This is a genomic window from Nitrobacter vulgaris (assembly GCF_031453995.1).
Taxonomy (GTDB): Bacteria; Pseudomonadota; Alphaproteobacteria; order Rhizobiales; family Xanthobacteraceae; genus Nitrobacter; species Nitrobacter vulgaris.
Genome location: NZ_JAVDPZ010000001.1, coordinates 12,524 through 28,710 on the forward strand (window position 1 = coordinate 12,524; position 16,187 = coordinate 28,710).

The window sequence follows — 16,187 nt, forward strand, 5'->3', positions numbered from 1 at the left end:
ACCCGATCATGCGTGACGATCCCACCAGGCGCGGCTACCTTCCGCGACGAAACCCAGCCTTCCACGTGCCCGCGGATTCCCCTGCGCCGAGCGGCGCGGCCCCTCGCGCCGTGACGGATGCGGCGGCCGGCGCCGCGGCCGGGCTCGACGCCTACCGCGTCGCCAAGGAGCCTTACTACCGCGCGGTAGCCGATGAAATCGAGCTTTATGAAGCCGCCTATTCGGTCCGTATGCCGATGATGCTGAAGGGCCCGACAGGCTGCGGCAAAACGCGCTTCGTTGAATACATGGCGTGGAAGCTCGGCAAGCCGCTGGTCACCGTGGCGTGCAACGAAGACATGACCGCCAGCGACCTTGTCGGCCGCTTTTTGCTCGATGCCAACGGCACCCGCTGGCAGGATGGACCTTTGACCATGGCGGCCCGTTTCGGCGGAATCTGCTATCTCGACGAAGTGGTCGAGGCGCGTCAGGACACCACGGTTGTGATCCACTCTCTGACCGATGCGCGGCGCATTCTGCCGCTCGAGAAAAAGGGCGAGATCGTCGAAGCGCATCCGGATTTCCAGGTCGTCATCTCTTACAACCCCGGCTATCAGTCGCTCATGAAGGATCTGAAGCAGTCGACCAAGCAGCGGTTCGGTGCGCTGGACTTCAGCTACCCTGAGCACGAGGTCGAGGCCGAGATCGTCGTGCACGAGAGCGGCGTCGAGTTGGAAGCGGCAAAAAAGCTGGTCCACATCGCCGAACATGCGCGCAACCTCAAAGGCCATGGGCTGGACGAGGGCATCTCGACTCGCATGCTGATCTACGCGGGCTCGCTGATTTCCCGCGGCGTCGCGCCGCTGGCTGCCTGCCGCGTGGCTTTGGTGCGCCCCATCACCGACGATCCCGATATGCGCAACGCGCTCGATTCCGCGGTGACGACATACTTCTGAGCGTCTCCGACGGCTTGCGGGCGCGAGGTGAGAAAGGAAACGAGAGGTCGGCCGGGCTAGAATTACAAGGGCAGTCCGAACTTACATATCATGGCCATCCACCTAGACGAATTCCAGGAGCTTCTCGACGAACTGCCCGGCCGTGCGCAGGAGTTGTTGCGCGCCTCCTGGAACGAGGCTGCGCGCACCATCAGCCCGCGCGGACTGAATAATTATCTCAAAGGCGCAGTGGCGCTGCATGAGCTTGGTCGCGGCGAAGACCTGGTGGTGAGTTTCATCCAGTCCATGCCGGAGGTCGGGCGTGCCATCGGCGAGGAGGTGCTGCCCGATCTGGTCAACTTCCTGCTGAGCATGGCATCCAAAACCTCGGGGCAGGTACTGGCGCTGATCGCCAGCACCGCGCCGCTCGCAGCGCACAGAGTGGGCGATGCCGAACTGTTTCGCCAATACCTCAATGTGCTCGAGATCGTGCTGGCCCAGGCTCCGCGCGGCTTGCGGCCGATGCTGGAAAATCTCGACCGCCTGCTCAGCCAGCTCACGCTGGGTGGCTTGCGCCGCTGGGTGCAATGGGGAGCGCAGGCGTACAAGGCGGATTTCGAAGGGCAGGCGACGTATTTCGGACTGCAGAGCGCCGATGCGATGGCCGTGCTGCAGCAAGAGCGCAAAGGCACGCTGTTCGTCGACATTCAGCGGCGGCTCAACATCTACATGCGTGCGATCTGGGGTCGCGATTTTTTTCTGCGTCCAACCGCCGGTGATTACGAGAGTCGCGAAGGGCTCAAGCCGTATATCGAGCATTATGTAATCCACATCGCAGACGCCTATGACGACTATAAACCCGAGGGCGATGCGACCGCGCCCGAACGGATCGTCAGTGCGCTTGAGGTCTACCGCGCCGCCATCAACCATTGCGCTGCGCATCTTGTATTCACCCAGACGCCGCTTTCGATGCAGCAACTGTTGCCGGTGCAGATGGCGCTGATCGAGCTGTTCGAGGATGCGCGCGTGGAGGAGTTGGCGATTCGCAAATTCCCCGGGATGCGCCAAGCCTGGTTAGCGCTGCATCCGGTGTTTGACTATTCGGCCCAGCCGCAGACCGTGGGGGAGCTGCTTGATCGTCTCGCCCGCGCCTTGCTCGATCTCGACGCGACCGACCCTCATCCGTTTGTGCAGCAGGGCGTGGCCGCGTTTCGTGCCCAGTCTGATCTGGACAGCAATCAGGTGAGCTGGAATTTGGGCGTGGATTTATCGCACCGCCTGTTCGAACTCGACCTGCCTACCTACAACAAGCTTACGGATGCGCTCAGCGCCATCTACCGTGATGACAATCGCGCCGTCTGGTTTCTGGAGGAGTACGACGAGGCGCAGGTGATGGCGGCCACCTGGGAGACCCGCCAGCAGGTGCGCAAAAAAGTCAACGTGATGGAAATGGTCAACGAGGTGGACGTTGAGTTCGCCGGCGACGATGCGCAGGAGGTTTGGGAGCTTCCGACCGAGTTCTATCTCGACCAGGAGAACGTCAGCATCAACTCGCTGGAAGGCCGTCCGCCGGTCTCTGAGCCTTTCCACTATCCCGAGTGGGACTATCAGATCCAGCTCGAGCGTCCAAACTGGGTGACGTTGCTTGAGTACCACCCGGTGATGGGCGAACTGGAGGTGATCGAGGGTATCATCCTGGAGCACAAGCCGGTGATCTCGCGTCTCAAGTTCCTGATCGAGTCGATGGTGCCGCAAGGTATGCAGCGCATTCGTCACGTGGAGGACGGTGACGAGATCGACATCAACGCCGCGGTGCGCGCGATGATCGATATTCGCATCGGCCAGCAGCACGATCCGCGTATCATGATGCGCTACAAGCGAGCGCTGCGCGATCTGGCGGTGCTGGTGCTGCTGGACATGTCCGAGTCGTCAAACGAAAAGGTGCGCGGCCACGACTACACGGTGATGGACCTTACGCGCGCCGCCACGGTATTGCTGGCAGGTGCGCTGGATCGTATCGGTGACCCGTTTGCCATCCATGGGTTTTGCTCTGACGGCCGGCACGATGTGCATTACCACCGCTTCAAGGATTTCGACCAGCCGTATGATGATGTAGTCAAGGCGCGGTTGGCGGGGATGAAAGGACGGCTCTCCACTCGCATGGGAGCAGCGTTGCGTCATGCCGCCCACTACCTGGCGCTGCAGCCCAGAAGCAAACGTGTCATATTCGTCGTCACCGACGGCGAGCCGGCCGACAACGACGTCACCGATCCGAAATACCTGCGCCACGATGCCAAGGCCGCAGTGGAAGAACTCAGCCGTCAAGGTATCACGGTCTATGGTCTGTCGCTCGATCCGCATGCCGACCAATACGTGTCGCGCATTTTTGGCATAAAGAACTTCACCGTTATCGATAAGGCTGAGCGCCTGCCGGAAAAACTGCCGATGCTCTACATGAGCCTGACGCGGTGAGGGTGGGCTGAGGATGAAGATCACCCTGCGAACCTACGTGTTCATGGACGCGCTGCAACCGCAGCTGGCGTCCTATATCGCGACGTCCTCGCAAGGTTTTCTACCGGTGCCTGGCGATGCCTGCATGTGGATCGAGGTCGCCCCCGGCATGGCGGTGCACAATCTTTCGGATATCGCGCTGAAAAAAACCAACGTGCGCATGGGCGAGCAGGTCGTCGAGCGCGCTTTCGGTTCGATGGAGCTCCACTTCCGCAATCAGAGCGAAGTGCTCGCCGCGGGCGAGTTGATCTTACGGCAGCTCAACACCACGATGGATTCTCGACTGCGCTGCAAGATAGCGTGGAACGAGATCATCCGCGCCATCACGCCCGACCACGCCACGCTGATCAACCGCCAATTGCGCAAGGGCTCGATGATCCTGCCCGGCAAGAGCATGTTCATCCTGGAGGTCGAGCCGGCGGGCTATATCATGTATGCCGCCAATGAGGCCGAGAAGGCCGCGCACATCACCTTGGTAGATGTCAAAGCCTTCGGTTCTTTCGGCCGGTTGACCATGATGGGCAACGAGGCCGAGGCCGAGGAAGCACAGCGCGCCGCAGTGGCCGCAATCGAGCGCTTGAACCAGCGCGCCGTAGCGCACGCGTGAGCCCCATGGAAATCGACTCCATAGCAAAGAAGCTGCTGTTTTCCACGGTGCGGGTGGACACCGAACTCGAGGACGGCAGCGCCGGCTCGGGCACGGCCTTCATCCTCAGCCACGCCCACGCTAAGGGCAGTACGCCGTTTATCGTCACCAACCGGCATCTGGTCGAGGGCGTGCGCCGCGGTGGCCTGGTGTTCACCCAGACAAGCGAGGGTAAGCCGGCATTCGGCCAACGCTTTCAGCTCAACATCGACGACTTCCCCGCGGCGTGGTTCGTCCATCCCGACCCCGCGGTCGATCTTGCCATCGTGCCGCTGCGGCCGCTCGAGCGTGCGGCGCGCGATCTCGGCGTGCAACTATATTATCACGCGATCGACAGCCAGCGCATTCCCGATGCGGCAACGGTACGGGGCTTCGATGCGCTGGAGGAGGTCCTGTTCGTCGGCTATCCCAGCGGAGTGTGGGATCAGGTCAACCTCATGCCCATCCTGCGCCGGGGCACCACCGCCACGCCGCTGGAACTCGATTTCGAGGGGCACAAGCAATTCCTGATCGACGCCGCGGTGTATCCCGGATCGAGCGGCAGCCCGGTTTTTGTGGTGCGCGACGATCCACTGCGCCCGCGCGGCGACGCGGCGCGTACGATATGGTTTGCTGGCGTGGTGGCGGAGGTATTCTTCCGAGAAGAGGCAAACCAGCTCGTGCCCGGGCCAGTACCGACGCAGACCGAGTCCGGGTTCATCGGTGCGGAGATGATCGACCTCGGCTTGGTGATCAAATCCGAATCCGTGCGCGAGCTCATCGACGCATACGTACAGAAATGGCTGTCTGACTGAAACAGTCTACGCGGCGCTCGACAATAATGCAGCGGGAGTCATGCCCGACGCTTGTTCAGCGTGTGTCGACAGTCAATGAACTGGCGTGCACGCTCCCTCGTCCGAATTAACGCGAAAGATCGGTCGAGGGTATGTCAGGGCACTGCTCTTAACTCATCGAATAAGATGGTCCCAGAATGATATCGTCCCAAGACAAACCTAGCTCGACCCGCTTGGCTTCCGCTTTTTTCGCAGCCGCCAGAACCTCACCGTCTTGAGACGATCCTAGCATTCCAAGAATCTTCGAGATCAATTTCAACCGTTCGTTTTTCTGTTGCACAGGCGACTCAGGTCCTCTGCGCCTGAAGCTCCGAGCTTCCCTTTGTCGCGACGCGAGAGCCCATCTCCCATCGAGCCGGACGACTTTGCCCACGGCTTCCAGAGTTCGAAGCGCACGATGAACTGATGCAATCATCGACCTGCTGCGCACCCCGCCGTTGACGACGTGAGCGAGGTCAAGTGTCGAGAGGGTGATGATCAATTTGTCCGATAACGCCTCGAGTATCGCTCGTTGGATCGCGCCAAAGCCCCGGGACATTTGAAATCTCCACTGTCGAGCACCTAAACGTTATTTCGATGCAACGCTTAGAATCAAGAAACAAGCGCCAATCTCGATGAACCACCAGGTAACGCGATCACGCTTCTGCGACCCCGTGGCCTTCGCTTCTAGATGCTGACGTTGCTCACGCTATCCTTGCGGCGATATCCCGGTGATTTGGTCTTCGGTGAACCTGCTGCGCTTCATCTTCGCGTTTCGGTAGTAGGACACGCTAGATTCTCCTTATTAGACGCATTTATTCTAAATGGGCACGGACCCGCGGAGGTTACCCTTATGGCAAAGCTCTATTACTCCGACTATTCCGTCGTTGGCGCATTCGAATCCCCCGCGCAAATGGCGCTTGAACCGTCGATTGCGGTGCAGGTTTTATCGGGTCTGCGGGCTTGTTTTGGGCGGACAACTTCCAGGGCGAAGTTCGTATGACCAATGTGCTTATCCACGGCGGCGGGCGTGGCATGGCGATTTACGCCGACACCGGGACGACGCGCATTTCCTTCGAGAACGTCTTCTTCGTTCCATCACCGGATGGGTGGGAGTTTTTCGACTACGACATCAGGGCAACGGGCGGCACGCTGATCGTAGACAAGTGGGTCAACGTTCGCGCCGCGACGATCGTCGACGGCGTCATCGTACCCGGTGCGTCATTGCCGTCCCCGTAACGGGTCGGCTATTTCGACAAAGCAAGGGACCAATACAAGCGGGTACAGGCGAGATGCCGAGTCCAGAAGCGTACAGCGGGCCACCCGGCGATGCTCGGCCCTATCAGGTGCCACCGCTATACTCAGTATCTTGTTGGCCGTGAGGATGTTTCGGGTCGATCATATCTGCCCTTACGGCCTTCCTGATTTCGGCTTTCCTGATTTCGTCCTCGTCGGCCTGCTGGCTCGGATTTTGACTTTGGTTCTGCTGTTGCAGGTCCGGGTTTTTCTCGTTCTGATTGGACATAGGGAGCTCCTTTTTTTATTGCCCCCACGGCCGAACATATAGTGACAGCCGGTGCTCTCTTGCAGAGTCGGGCCACTTTTTTTGTCCCTCGCCAGCTTCCGCTTTTCCCACCATTTGGCCTGAGCGCCGCACACCGGATCGCCCGAGCGCGGGGCTACATCAGGAACTGCGAAAACCCTGTGCGGTTGTAGTTCCTAGACAGGCATGGAGTGCAGGCAACATGGCATCCCCAAATGACAATCCCCCCAGAGGTGTAGTGCTCGTGATGCTACTCAGTCTCTCAGTCTTCACCGGGCGCGGCACGCCACCGAAATCCGGCGAGAGTGCACCGAATAGCCCAGCGCAGACGCAACCGCAGAGATGAGCTTGCCTTAGATCAGGCCCCCGATAGAGGCGGCGCGCCTCGAACCGAAGCGCATTCTGGCGGCCCAGCTCCTTCGCCAGGGCCCTTGCGCATCCCGCCTGGGACAAGGGCGTAGGCACAAATCTTAGGTCACGCTCGAGGGACAGCAGGGCGTCAGATTCTACATCGCGAAAATGCGCGAAGGGGATTCGCCGGAATGGCTGGCGGCCGAGCTTTCGGACGGGGTGGTTGGTGATGAGCATGTCTGATCATAGAGCGAACGGATCGAAACACACTGTGCCGGGTTTTGTGCTGGCCGAAATCGCCTCTATTGGCGGCAACCGCGCCATATGCGGGAGTATTTTGCGAAGAATATTGCAGGAAACCTGCATAAAACATTGATTGGCGGAGCCGGAGGGATTCGAACCCTCGATAGGGCTTTACAACCCTATAACGGTTTAGCAAACCGCCGCCTTCAGCCACTCGGCCACAGCTCCGCTGATGACCGATATGCCTGACACGCTCGCCAGCCGCAAGCACAGGATCGCGAGATAAGGCGTAGCACTTGAATCCATGAGACTATGTGACGCAGATCTGTGATGCCGATGCTGATCGGCACCACCCGACCCTGCATTTGCGGTGCAGAAGTACAGGTCTTCGCATTGTATTATCCAGCATACAACGTTGAATTCGTTGTAGCTTTTCCACCTTTGAAACGGCGATCCACGGATCGAATCAGATGTCTATGATTTGCGATGTTTGAGAAGCGGAGACGAACAGCGTGTCATGTGGGGCGGATGTGCCATTTTAGACGCCTCAAACGCGCTGAAAGAAAAATATACTAAAAACCAATGGCTTATCGAAAAAAATGAGGCGATTGGCATGTGCCATTTGAGCAACATGCCACCAAAATCGTTTCGACTTATTCCATTTCGAAGCTTCCTTCATTGCGTGTGCAAGACGGTTCGGTAATTCTGATCGTGCGACGGAGGGGGGCATCCCAAAGTCGTTCTGTTTTAGATGGTCGCTGTTTGGTCGCCCGTTTGCGTCCCTCCTCGCGTTGAGCGGGGGTCAGCAAGCACGAATGCTATCGGTTCGTCCGCAATTGGGGAAACGCTCTTGAGTGCTGCGTTTAGCGGACCCGGTCGCCCTGCAGAGCAACTTGGAGGTTTGACGATGAATTTGATGAAGAGCCTTTACCTCGGCTCGGCGGCAGGGCTGGTCGTCATGAGCGGGGCTCACGCTGCCGATCTTCCGTTAAAGGCCAAAGCGGTCGAATACGTGAAGGTCTGCTCCCTGTATGGCGCGGGCTTCTATTACATCCCCGGCACCGACACCTGCATCAAGCTCGGCGGCTATATGCGCGCCGATCTGGGCGTCAATACGAATACGATCTTCCAAGGCAACACTGGGCTTCAGGCCGGTGCGCAGAACCGTAGCTCCAACGCTTTCACTTGGCGCGCGCGATCGGACCTGACCATCGACACCCGAACCGCTACAGAGTACGGCGTGGTTCGCACCTTTTTCGAGGGTGTCTTCACCTGGACCTCGGGCGGCTACCAAGGTGTGCGCGTCGGCGGGAGTGCGTATGACGGAAACCCGAACGGCGGCGTACTCGGCGGCCAGCTTGGTGTGTTCCACGCCTTCATCCAGTTTGCTGGCTTCACGATCGGTAAAGCTGCTTCTCAGTTTAGTGCTCCCTGGGGGCAATATCCCGGAAACGTCTATGACGGTCTTGTCGGCGGTGGCGGCGCGCTCACGGGCGTGAACCAGTTCACTTACACGACAGAGTTCGGCAACGGCGTATCAGCTTCGATCGGGGTGCAGGATCCGAGCGCATACTACCAGCCCGGCATTCAAAACCTCGGGATAGCGCCGCCCGGCAACGCCATCCTCGATGTTCAACCCCCCTTCTTCGGTCCCGTCCCCTACGGCACCCCCCAGCTCGGCTACGGCCTCAGCGCCTATGGTGGAACCACTTTTCCGGATATCGTCGGCCAGCTCCGCGTCGATCAAGCTTGGGGTATGTTCCAGGCCTCGCTCGCAGGGCATCATAACAACCCGGCTTACTACACTGGCGTTGAAACCGGCGGCGGTCCCGGAGGCAAGTGGGGTTGGGCCGGTCAAGGCGCTCTGACGATCAAGAACATCCCGACTGGTCCGGGTGACGTGATCAATGTCTCGGGTGTCTACACCAACGGTGCGACCCGCTACAACATCCAGGACATGACCGCTTTGGCAGGTGCTAACCTCATCTACGGCGGCGGCGGCGGCATTAGCAGCGTTGGCTTCGGCTTTGCGCCCGATTCTGTCTATGCACCCAACGGCCAGCTTCAACTGGTCTCGACCTGGGGCATGCGCGGCGCCTTCACCCACAACTGGAGTCCGCACTGGAGCAGTTCGGTATTCGGCGCCTACGCAGCGGTCAGCTTCACCGGCGAAGCCAAGTCATATATGTGCGGTGTCTCAATTCCGCGGGCCCTTGGTGCGGGTTTCACCTCCTGCAACCCCGATTTCAACATCGCGCAGGTCGGTGCAAACCTTCGCTGGACGCCAGTCAAGAACCTGACGTTCACGACGGAAGGAGTGTACTCCATGTTGGATCAGAAGCACGCCGGTGTGGCGAATCTTCCAAACAACTACGCGGTCTACAAGGCGACGGGCAATTATCAGCTGAAGGATCAGGACATCTGGACCGTTATGTTCCGCGCTCAGCGCACCTGGTAAGACACATCGTCTGACGACGCACTCTCATAAAACCCCGGCGGGAGACCGCCGGGGTTTTGTTTTGTGGCGAAGCCAGATGTTTGCTCAGTTTCAGGGAAGGTGCTGCGCCGCCGCTGAGCGGGACAAGGACGACGATCGTCTGGACCACTGATAAGGACCTCTCGACGCATTTGGCCACGGGTCGTGAGCAGCCTGGACACTTTCATCGGCGACGGAGATGGCGGCGACAAATCCGATATTACGGCGTTCACGCGTAAATGCGGTTCTGCTGGAGTGTCCCTAGCGTTTTTGAGCGAAGTAGATGCCGGTTCGCGCGAAGAAGATGCGTTAATCCAAAGCTCGCTTCTGATTCAGCTAGAAGCAAAAAAGCTTTCGAATGGGACGGATTGATCGGGCCTGCGCGCAGGCTCCGTTGCTCCAGGCACTCGCGTCAATCTTGTTCCGCAAACGAAGTTCCGCAGCCGGCAAGGAGGATCACCAAGGACGTTTCTTCCACGTGGACTGTGCCCGGTACGAGGCGTTATTCGTCTCCAAACGTCACTGGTTAGCGCCGCGCTGTAAGTCCGCCTCGATCTGTAACTTCGAGCCGCCGCCAAAGCGGGCGCGATAGACCTGCAGGTTTTCCATTATTCGCTGCACGTAGTTGCGCGTCTCCGAGAACGGGATCAGTTCGACCCAGTCCACCGCATCGACTCCCGGATCCCGCGGATCACCGTAACGCGCGATCCATTTTTGGACGCTGCCGCGGCCGGCATTGTAGGCCGCGAACGTCATGATGTAAGAGCCGCGATAGTCTTCGAGCAGGCCGCCGAGCTCCGCTGCGCCGAGTGCAGCATTGTAGGCGGTGTCGGTCTTCAGGCGATGAAGGTCGAAGCTGGCGCCGTACTTCTTGCAGACATACCGTCCAGCATCCGGCGTCACTTGCATCAGCCCGTAGGCGTGCGCCGGCGAGACCACCGACGGATTGAAGGCGCTTTCCTGTCGGGCAATCGCATAGATGATGCTGCGTTCCACATCCGGTCCAATTGATTTGACCGGCGGCATTCCACTGACCGGGTAGGCATAGAAATCGAATGGCAATCCGCGATTTAGCGCGGCCTTGCCGGCGAGCAGCATTCCCTGCGCGTCGCCATGACGTGCGGCGAGTTCGCCAAGTCCCAACACCGCATCGGGGTCGCCGTTTGCGCCTATATCGGCAAGGATCGGAATTGCGAGGTCGTCTTTGCCGAGAGCGTAGAGAAGCTCCGTGGCGCGGACTATCTCGAGCCGCTCGATTCCTCGTGACCGGCTGCTTGGAACGCTGTGCAGTTCGATCTGCGGGAGCCCGAGCTTGGCGCGTGCGAGTTGACCATAGTAACTGGTGGATTGTTCCGCCGCCGACGCGTAGGCGCGACGAGACTCCTGAATCCGGCCTGCCGCTTCGGCGGCGCGACCCTGCCAGTAGCCGGCCCGCGCCAGCGCGGTCGGATTGACGCTGCCGACGCCGATGCGCGCAAAATGCCGGGCGGCCGTATTGGGGTCCTTCAGGAAGCGGAGAGCGATCCAGCCGGCGGTAAACTCTTGTTCCGTTTTGTAGATATCGCGCGCGGGGAGCGCCGCGTCGCGGGCGATGAGATACGCGGTGCGGTATTCTCCGACGTCGATCATCTTGCGCGCGAGCAGCCGCCGCTCGATCCACCACTGATCGACATTGTAAAGCCGGTTGGGATCCCGCGGCGCGCTCTGCATCAGCCGCGCAGCTTCCGCAAACTTCTCTTCACGACGCAGTAGCTGAATGTAGGCCAAGACATAGCCAGGATCGCTGTGCAGTTCGTGTGGTACTTTCTCGAGCAGTGCGCGTAGGCTGGATGATTTGTGATCGGCCGCAATCCGCGCCTTGGCGAGGGCCTCTTGCGACCTTCCGAGACGCTGCGCCGCACGCATTCCGACTTCGCGGTCCTCGCCGTAAAGCATGTAATCCATGCGCGCCTTGTGGTCGCTCGGCGTAATCAGCGCTCCGAACATCTCCAGCGCTTTTCCCTCGACCGCGGCCGACATCGCATCTGTCCGCCAGGCCTCGCGGACCAATTGCTCGGCGCGGGCGCGGTCTCCGCGTGTGAGCAGCGCGCTTGCCAGAGCAAAGCGTCCTTTGCCCGACAGTGGTCGTTCATTTTCGAACCAGGCCATCACAGTGGCGCCGTCGCGATGGTCGTCCCATAGCGCAGCTTCCGCGCGCCGGCGCAGGAATGTCTGCGAGGGCCAACTCGGATTGGCGTCGAGGAAGGCGCGGTAGCGCTCGGTCGGCGCGCCGTTGTCGTTGCTGCGCAGGATGATCCACTCGGCGAGCTTGCGAGCCACCGGGTCTGTCATGCTGGCCTGGACCTGGGTGGCCTCCGAAAATTTATTCTTGTGGGTAAGGTCTATGACATTCTCAAGCGCAGCGACATCGGTGCGCGAGGTCGATGACGTTACGGCCATCGCAGCTCGTGGAGCGGGCTTGCGAGCCGGTGGCGCGGGAAGCGTGGCGTGCTGACGTGTAGCTGGTTGAATGATCGAGGCTGCGGGGGCCTTGCTTTTGCTCGGAGCGACGGTCTTGCTTTTGCTCGGAGCGACGGTCTTGCCGTGCCCATGGCCGGAGACGGGTTTTGGAACGGCGTGGCCTGAAGGTTTAGACTTCGGCGCGGAACTTTTGGCGACTTTCTCCGCATGGGCGATCCCCGCCCAGAACGCGGCCGCCACCAGACTCGCGCCTAAAGCCGCGGTTCGTAGCTTTGATGCACGGGCAGGCGATGTCACGACAAATCCCTTTTTCAGCGAATTAGGCAGGCCCCTAAAATCTTATTTACTATTTCATTGAATGTGTGGACAAAACACTAAAACCCCGACATTGCGATCATATGCCTCGACAACGGCGGAATCGCGGCCATGGCTTCAGCCGTGGACCTTTCGTGGCAGCGTCAGACCCGATATGACTGATCCAGCATCAAAATCGGCAGACGGCGAAGCCGCGCAACGTGTTGGAGCGGACTAATGGCAAGCAAGGCGAAGTTCCAAGGATCGTATACGGCCCTGGTGACGCCATTCAAGAACGGCTCCGTCGACGAGGCCGCCTTTCGCAGTCTGGTGAATTGGCAGATCGCCGAAGGAGTCCACGGGCTTGTGCCGGTCGGCACAACTGGTGAGAGTCCGACGCTGAGCCACGACGAACACCGCAAGGTCGTGGAATGGTGCATCGAGGAGGCCGGGGGTCGTGTGCCGGTGATCGCGGGCGCGGGTTCAAATTCGACCCGCGAAGCCGTCGATCTGGCCTTGCATGCCGAGAAGGCCGGCGCTGACGCGGTGCTGGTGGTGACGCCGTATTACAACAAGCCGACCCAGGAAGGTTTGTACCAACACTTCAAGACCGTGAACGATGCGGTTGGTATTCCTATCATTATCTACAACATTCCTTCGCGCTCGGTCGTCGATCTTTCCGTCGAAACGATGGCGCGATTATTCGAACTGAAGAACATCGCCGGCGTCAAGGATGCTACCGCTAATCTGGCGCGGGTCTCGCTGCAGCGCCGGGCGATGGGGCCAGAATTCATCCAGTTGTCGGGCGAGGATATGACGGCGCTCGCCTTCATGGCGGCGGGCGGACATGGTTGCGTCTCCGTCGTCGCGAACGTCGCGCCGAAATTGTGTGCGGGCCTGATGTCCGCCGTCCTGAAGGGCGACTATGCCACCGGGCTCGAGATTCAGGACCGCCTGGTGCCGCTGCACGACGCTATTTTCAAGGAACCTGGTCTCGCCGGAGCAAAGCATGCGCTCAAGCTGCTCGACCGGATCGACGAAGTCGTGCGGCTGCCGCTGATGCCGGTGACCCCGCCGACCGGAAAGCTCATCCGCGATGCCATGGTCCATGCCGGTTTGATGAACTGAATTGGGGCTAATTGCTGCCGCACGTGGCGGTGAAGGACTGCTGGAGATTGCGATGATCAAAGAATTTCGTGAATTTGCGATGAAGGGCAATGTCGTCGATCTCGCCGTCGGCGTCATCATCGGCGCCGCCTTCGGGGCCATTGTGTCCTCGATGGTAGCCGACGTCATCATGCCGATCATCGGCGCCGTTACCGGCGGCCTCGATTTTTCCAACTATTTCACGGGTCTCTCGAAGGCCGTCACTGCGACCAACCTTGCGGATGCGAAGAAGCAAGGTGCGGTATTGGCTTGGGGCAACTTCCTCACGCTGTCGTTGAATTTTATAATTGTCGCTTTCGTCCTCTTCATGGTCATCAAGGGCATGAACAAGCTGAAGCGCAAGGATGAGGCAGCGCCTGCCGCGCCGCCGAAGCCTTCTCGCGAGGAAGAATTGCTGACCGAGATTCGCGATCTCCTGAAAGCGAAGGTATAGGACGCAACGCCGCCAGATCGGTGTCGCCGCCGTCCCTCGAAAGATAACGTCTGGAGGTTTCAGGGATATGGCCGAGAAAGGCGAGCGCGCCATCAAGGTCGTCGCGGAGAATCGCAAGGCGCGATTCAACTATGCGATCGAGGATACCGTCGAAGCCGGCATTGCGCTGACCGGTACGGAGGTCAAATCGATCCGTAACGGTAAGACCACGATTGCCGAATCCTACGCCGATTCAAAGAACGGCGAAATCTGGCTTATCAATTCCAACATCCCCGAATATCTGCAAGCCAATCGCTTCAATCACGAGCCGAAGCGGCCGCGCAAGCTGTTGCTGCACAGGAAGCAGATCAACAAGCTGATGGGTGCGGTCGATCGTGAGGGGATGACGCTGATTCCGCTCAAGCTCTATTTCAACGAACGCGGCCGGGCCAAGCTGTTGCTGGCGATTGCCAAGGGCAAGAAACTGCACGACAAGCGCGAGACCGAGAAGAAGCGCGACTGGGGCCGCGAAAAGGGCCGGTTGTTGCGGGCGAGGGGATGAGAGTAGCAAAAGCCTGATGGAGGTCGATCCGGTCGTTAAATTTTGAAGGATCGGTTCAACTTAATTTCAGGGTTGATGTGATTTGCTCTCGATATGCGCATCAAACAGAAACGTGCGATTCGGCGGATGCGTCGGCGGCATCAACGAGCGTGGCTTGTGCTCGACTCGGTCGAGGGCAGATCCAAATCGGAGTGTGAGGTGATGGACATCTCCCACGATGGAGCGCGCCTGGTAATTGCCTCCGGCCTGACTGTGCCAAAGCGTTTCGGCGTCGCGCTGGTGCCGAATTCAACGCCGAGGGAATGCGAGCGCGTCTGGCGAAACGGCGAGATGATGGGAATCCGCTTCACGGAGCCGGGATAGAGTTGTCGGAGTTTCAGCGGCAGGTCAGATCGGCACGCACCTGCGCGAATACGCTCTCGAACATTGCGGGCGTCAGGACGCGCGTGTTGGTGTTGTAGCGCGAGCAGTGATAGCTATCATAGAGTCTCACCGCGCCGACAGGATGCACGGCGCCGTGGACGAAGGGTGCGGCGGCGGCGCGGACTCCGAGCGCCTTCACCGCGGAATCGTGTGCGACGCGGCCGAGTGCGACAATCGCTCGCAGTCTGGGCATTGCCGCAAGCGTGGCGCTGAGAAACGCACGGCAGGTGTTGATCTCGGCCGGTAGAGGTTTGTTCTGCGGCGGCACGCAACGTACCGCATTGCTGATGCGGCAATCGACCAGTTTGAGGCCATCATCGGGGTGGGCCTGGTAACGTCCGGTGGCAAAGCCGTATTTGAGAAGCGTCGCGTAAAGCAGGTCGCCGGCATAGTCTCCGGTGAAGGGTCGCCCGGTGCGGTTGGCACCTTGCACGCCCGGCGCCAAGCCGACGATCAGAACGGCCGCGTCGGGGTCGCCGAAAGAAGGGACAGGCGCGTTGAACCAATCCGGCTCGCGCGCCCGCACCGAAAGGCGATAGTTGACCAGCCGCGGGCAAAGCGGACAATCACGGTTTGGTTCTGAACTGGCGGAAGCCGCGCCGGATCGAGCGGTTCGGGTGCGCGGGCGTGTTTCAGTCCTCAAAGTCGTCGTCATCGCTCCGGGGTGCCATAGTAGCGGTGCGCTGCAGGAACTGCGGCGCGTGGTGGCGCGATTGACGTTCCGACGGGTCGCGGCCGAGTTTCGACTGCAACTCAACGAGATCGGTGAAGACGTCGGCCTGACGGCGTAGCTCATCGGCGATCATCGGCGGCTGACTTGCGATTGTGGAAACAACGGTCACGCGAACGCCGCGACGTTGGACCGCTTCGACAAGAGAGCGGAAATCGCCGTCGCCCGAGAACAGCACGATCTGATCAACGTGCTCGGCAAGCTCCATCGCATCGACCGCAAGTTCGATGTCCATATTTCCCTTGACCTTGCGGCGGCCGCTGGCGTCGATGAACTCCTTGGTGGCTTTCGTGACCACCGTGTAGCCATTGTAGTCAAGCCAGTCGATCAACGGTCTTATCGATGAGTATTCCTGATCCTCGATGATCGCCGTGTAATAGAAAGCGCGGATGAGGGTGCCTCGGGACTGAAATTCTTTCAGGAGGCGCTTGTAGTCGATGTCGAAGCCAAGCGTCTTGGCTGTTGCGTAGAGATTGGCGCCATCGATGAAAAGCGCGATCTTGTTGGAGGCAGATGGCATCGAGCGTTCTCGTGATCGTTGTTCGCGTTATTGGTGCGGCTGAATCCAGCCCCACGGTTCAATGATGCATCGCGTCTTGCGGATCAGACTGAAGAAGCCAATATGCGCAATGAGGTTGAGGCA

General features: G+C 59.7%; 15 protein-coding genes and 1 tRNA gene. 11 read left to right on the top strand and 5 right to left on the bottom strand.

From position 1 onward, the window contains the following. The first annotated feature begins 8 nt into the window (after nt 1–8). The 5 genes from GGQ85_RS00075 (at nt 9) to GGQ85_RS00095 (ending at nt 6,122) form a co-directional block, all read left to right on the top strand. Nucleotides 9–935: a CbbQ/NirQ/NorQ/GpvN family protein gene (locus GGQ85_RS00075; protein WP_201789012.1), complete on the top strand. Its 927-nt coding sequence runs from the start codon at nt 9–11 to the stop codon at nt 933–935. Between the two features lie 90 nt (nt 936–1,025). After that, complete coding sequence (locus tag GGQ85_RS00080; RefSeq protein WP_309772553.1) at nt 1,026–3,386, top strand: nitric oxide reductase activation protein NorD; 2,361 nt, start codon at nt 1,026–1,028, stop codon at nt 3,384–3,386. Between the two features lie 13 nt (nt 3,387–3,399). Continuing rightward, nucleotides 3,400–4,032, top strand: a complete 633-nt coding sequence (locus GGQ85_RS00085; protein WP_079446735.1) for a hypothetical protein — start codon at nt 3,400–3,402, stop codon at nt 4,030–4,032. 5 nt (nt 4,033–4,037) lie between these two features. Further along, nucleotides 4,038–4,865, top strand: a complete 828-nt coding sequence (locus tag GGQ85_RS00090) for a S1 family peptidase (protein ID WP_309772557.1) — start codon at nt 4,038–4,040, stop codon at nt 4,863–4,865. 1,017 nt (nt 4,866–5,882) lie between these two features. Next, a complete protein-coding gene (locus GGQ85_RS00095; RefSeq protein ID WP_309772559.1) occupies nt 5,883–6,122 on the top strand; it encodes a hypothetical protein in 240 nt (79 codons plus the stop codon). A 103-nt stretch (nt 6,123–6,225) separates the two neighbouring features. Here GGQ85_RS00095 and GGQ85_RS00100 read toward each other — a convergent pair whose 3' ends face one another. Both GGQ85_RS00100 and GGQ85_RS00105 read right to left on the bottom strand, forming a co-directional pair. Next, nucleotides 6,226–6,408: a hypothetical protein gene (locus GGQ85_RS00100; protein ID WP_309772561.1), complete on the bottom strand. Its 183-nt coding sequence runs from the start codon at nt 6,406–6,408 to the stop codon at nt 6,226–6,228. Nucleotides 6,409–7,154: 746 nt separating this feature from the next. Then, a tRNA-Ser gene (locus tag GGQ85_RS00105) sits at nt 7,155–7,248 on the bottom strand. A gap of 679 nt (nt 7,249–7,927) precedes the next feature. Between GGQ85_RS00105 and GGQ85_RS00110 the strand changes: the two genes are divergently transcribed. Together GGQ85_RS00110 and GGQ85_RS00115 are read left to right on the top strand one after the other, a co-directional pair. Next, nucleotides 7,928–9,478: a porin gene (locus GGQ85_RS00110; RefSeq protein WP_079446717.1), complete on the top strand. Its 1,551-nt coding sequence runs from the start codon at nt 7,928–7,930 to the stop codon at nt 9,476–9,478. 183 nt (nt 9,479–9,661) lie between these two features. Beyond that, nucleotides 9,662–9,868, top strand: a complete 207-nt coding sequence (locus GGQ85_RS00115) for a hypothetical protein (protein WP_309772564.1) — start codon at nt 9,662–9,664, stop codon at nt 9,866–9,868. A 147-nt stretch (nt 9,869–10,015) separates the two neighbouring features. On the opposite strand, the gene GGQ85_RS00120 is transcribed toward GGQ85_RS00115, so the two are convergent. Beyond that, a complete protein-coding gene (locus GGQ85_RS00120; RefSeq protein WP_309772566.1) occupies nt 10,016–12,253 on the bottom strand; it encodes a lytic transglycosylase domain-containing protein in 2,238 nt (745 codons plus the stop codon). 234 nt (nt 12,254–12,487) lie between these two features. On the opposite strand from GGQ85_RS00120, the gene dapA reads away from it, so the two are divergent. From dapA to GGQ85_RS00140, 4 genes are all read left to right on the top strand, one after another. Further along, on the top strand, nt 12,488–13,378 hold the full coding sequence (gene dapA / locus GGQ85_RS00125) for a 4-hydroxy-tetrahydrodipicolinate synthase (protein ID WP_309772568.1): 891 nt from the start codon (nt 12,488–12,490) through the stop codon (nt 13,376–13,378). Nucleotides 13,379–13,430: 52 nt separating this feature from the next. Beyond that, the gene (gene mscL, locus GGQ85_RS00130; protein ID WP_079446761.1) at nt 13,431–13,850 is read left to right on the top strand and encodes a large conductance mechanosensitive channel protein MscL; all 420 of its coding nucleotides are present in this window, start codon (nt 13,431–13,433) and stop codon (nt 13,848–13,850) included. A 67-nt stretch (nt 13,851–13,917) separates the two neighbouring features. Continuing rightward, a complete protein-coding gene (gene smpB, locus GGQ85_RS00135) occupies nt 13,918–14,391 on the top strand; it encodes an SsrA-binding protein SmpB (RefSeq protein ID WP_079446714.1) in 474 nt (157 codons plus the stop codon). 198 nt (nt 14,392–14,589) lie between these two features. Continuing rightward, complete coding sequence (locus GGQ85_RS00140; protein ID WP_309772572.1) at nt 14,590–14,754, top strand: hypothetical protein; 165 nt, start codon at nt 14,590–14,592, stop codon at nt 14,752–14,754. 13 nt (nt 14,755–14,767) lie between these two features. Here GGQ85_RS00140 and GGQ85_RS00145 read toward each other — a convergent pair whose 3' ends face one another. Both GGQ85_RS00145 and GGQ85_RS00150 read right to left on the bottom strand, forming a co-directional pair. Continuing rightward, complete coding sequence (locus GGQ85_RS00145; RefSeq protein ID WP_309772575.1) at nt 14,768–15,469, bottom strand: uracil-DNA glycosylase; 702 nt, start codon at nt 15,467–15,469, stop codon at nt 14,768–14,770. Then, the gene (locus GGQ85_RS00150; protein WP_079446712.1) at nt 15,447–16,064 is read right to left on the bottom strand and encodes a LabA-like NYN domain-containing protein; all 618 of its coding nucleotides are present in this window, start codon (nt 16,062–16,064) and stop codon (nt 15,447–15,449) included. The genes GGQ85_RS00145 and GGQ85_RS00150 overlap by 23 nt, the downstream gene beginning before the upstream one ends. Between the last annotated feature and the right edge of the window lie 123 nt (nt 16,065–16,187).

Excerpts from the sequence above, each read along its gene's own strand:
- GGQ85_RS00145 (WP_309772575.1), bottom strand. The coding sequence starts at position 15,469 with ATGACGACGACTTTGAGGACTGAAACACGCCCGCGCACCCGAACCGCT.
- mscL (WP_079446761.1), top strand. The coding sequence starts at position 13,431 with ATGATCAAAGAATTTCGTGAATTTGCGATGAAGGGCAATGTCGTCGAT.
- dapA (WP_309772568.1), top strand. The coding sequence starts at position 12,488 with ATGGCAAGCAAGGCGAAGTTCCAAGGATCGTATACGGCCCTGGTGACG.
- GGQ85_RS00110 (WP_079446717.1), top strand. The coding sequence starts at position 7,928 with ATGAATTTGATGAAGAGCCTTTACCTCGGCTCGGCGGCAGGGCTGGTC.
- GGQ85_RS00075 (WP_201789012.1), top strand. The coding sequence starts at position 9 with ATGCGTGACGATCCCACCAGGCGCGGCTACCTTCCGCGACGAAACCCA.
- GGQ85_RS00090 (WP_309772557.1), top strand. The coding sequence starts at position 4,038 with ATGGAAATCGACTCCATAGCAAAGAAGCTGCTGTTTTCCACGGTGCGG.
- GGQ85_RS00150 (WP_079446712.1), bottom strand. The coding sequence starts at position 16,064 with ATGCCATCTGCCTCCAACAAGATCGCGCTTTTCATCGATGGCGCCAAT.
- smpB (WP_079446714.1), top strand. The coding sequence starts at position 13,918 with ATGGCCGAGAAAGGCGAGCGCGCCATCAAGGTCGTCGCGGAGAATCGC.
- GGQ85_RS00095 (WP_309772559.1), top strand. The coding sequence starts at position 5,883 with ATGACCAATGTGCTTATCCACGGCGGCGGGCGTGGCATGGCGATTTAC.
- GGQ85_RS00100 (WP_309772561.1), bottom strand. The coding sequence starts at position 6,408 with ATGTCCAATCAGAACGAGAAAAACCCGGACCTGCAACAGCAGAACCAA.
- GGQ85_RS00085 (WP_079446735.1), top strand. The coding sequence starts at position 3,400 with ATGAAGATCACCCTGCGAACCTACGTGTTCATGGACGCGCTGCAACCG.
- GGQ85_RS00080 (WP_309772553.1), top strand. The coding sequence starts at position 1,026 with ATGGCCATCCACCTAGACGAATTCCAGGAGCTTCTCGACGAACTGCCC.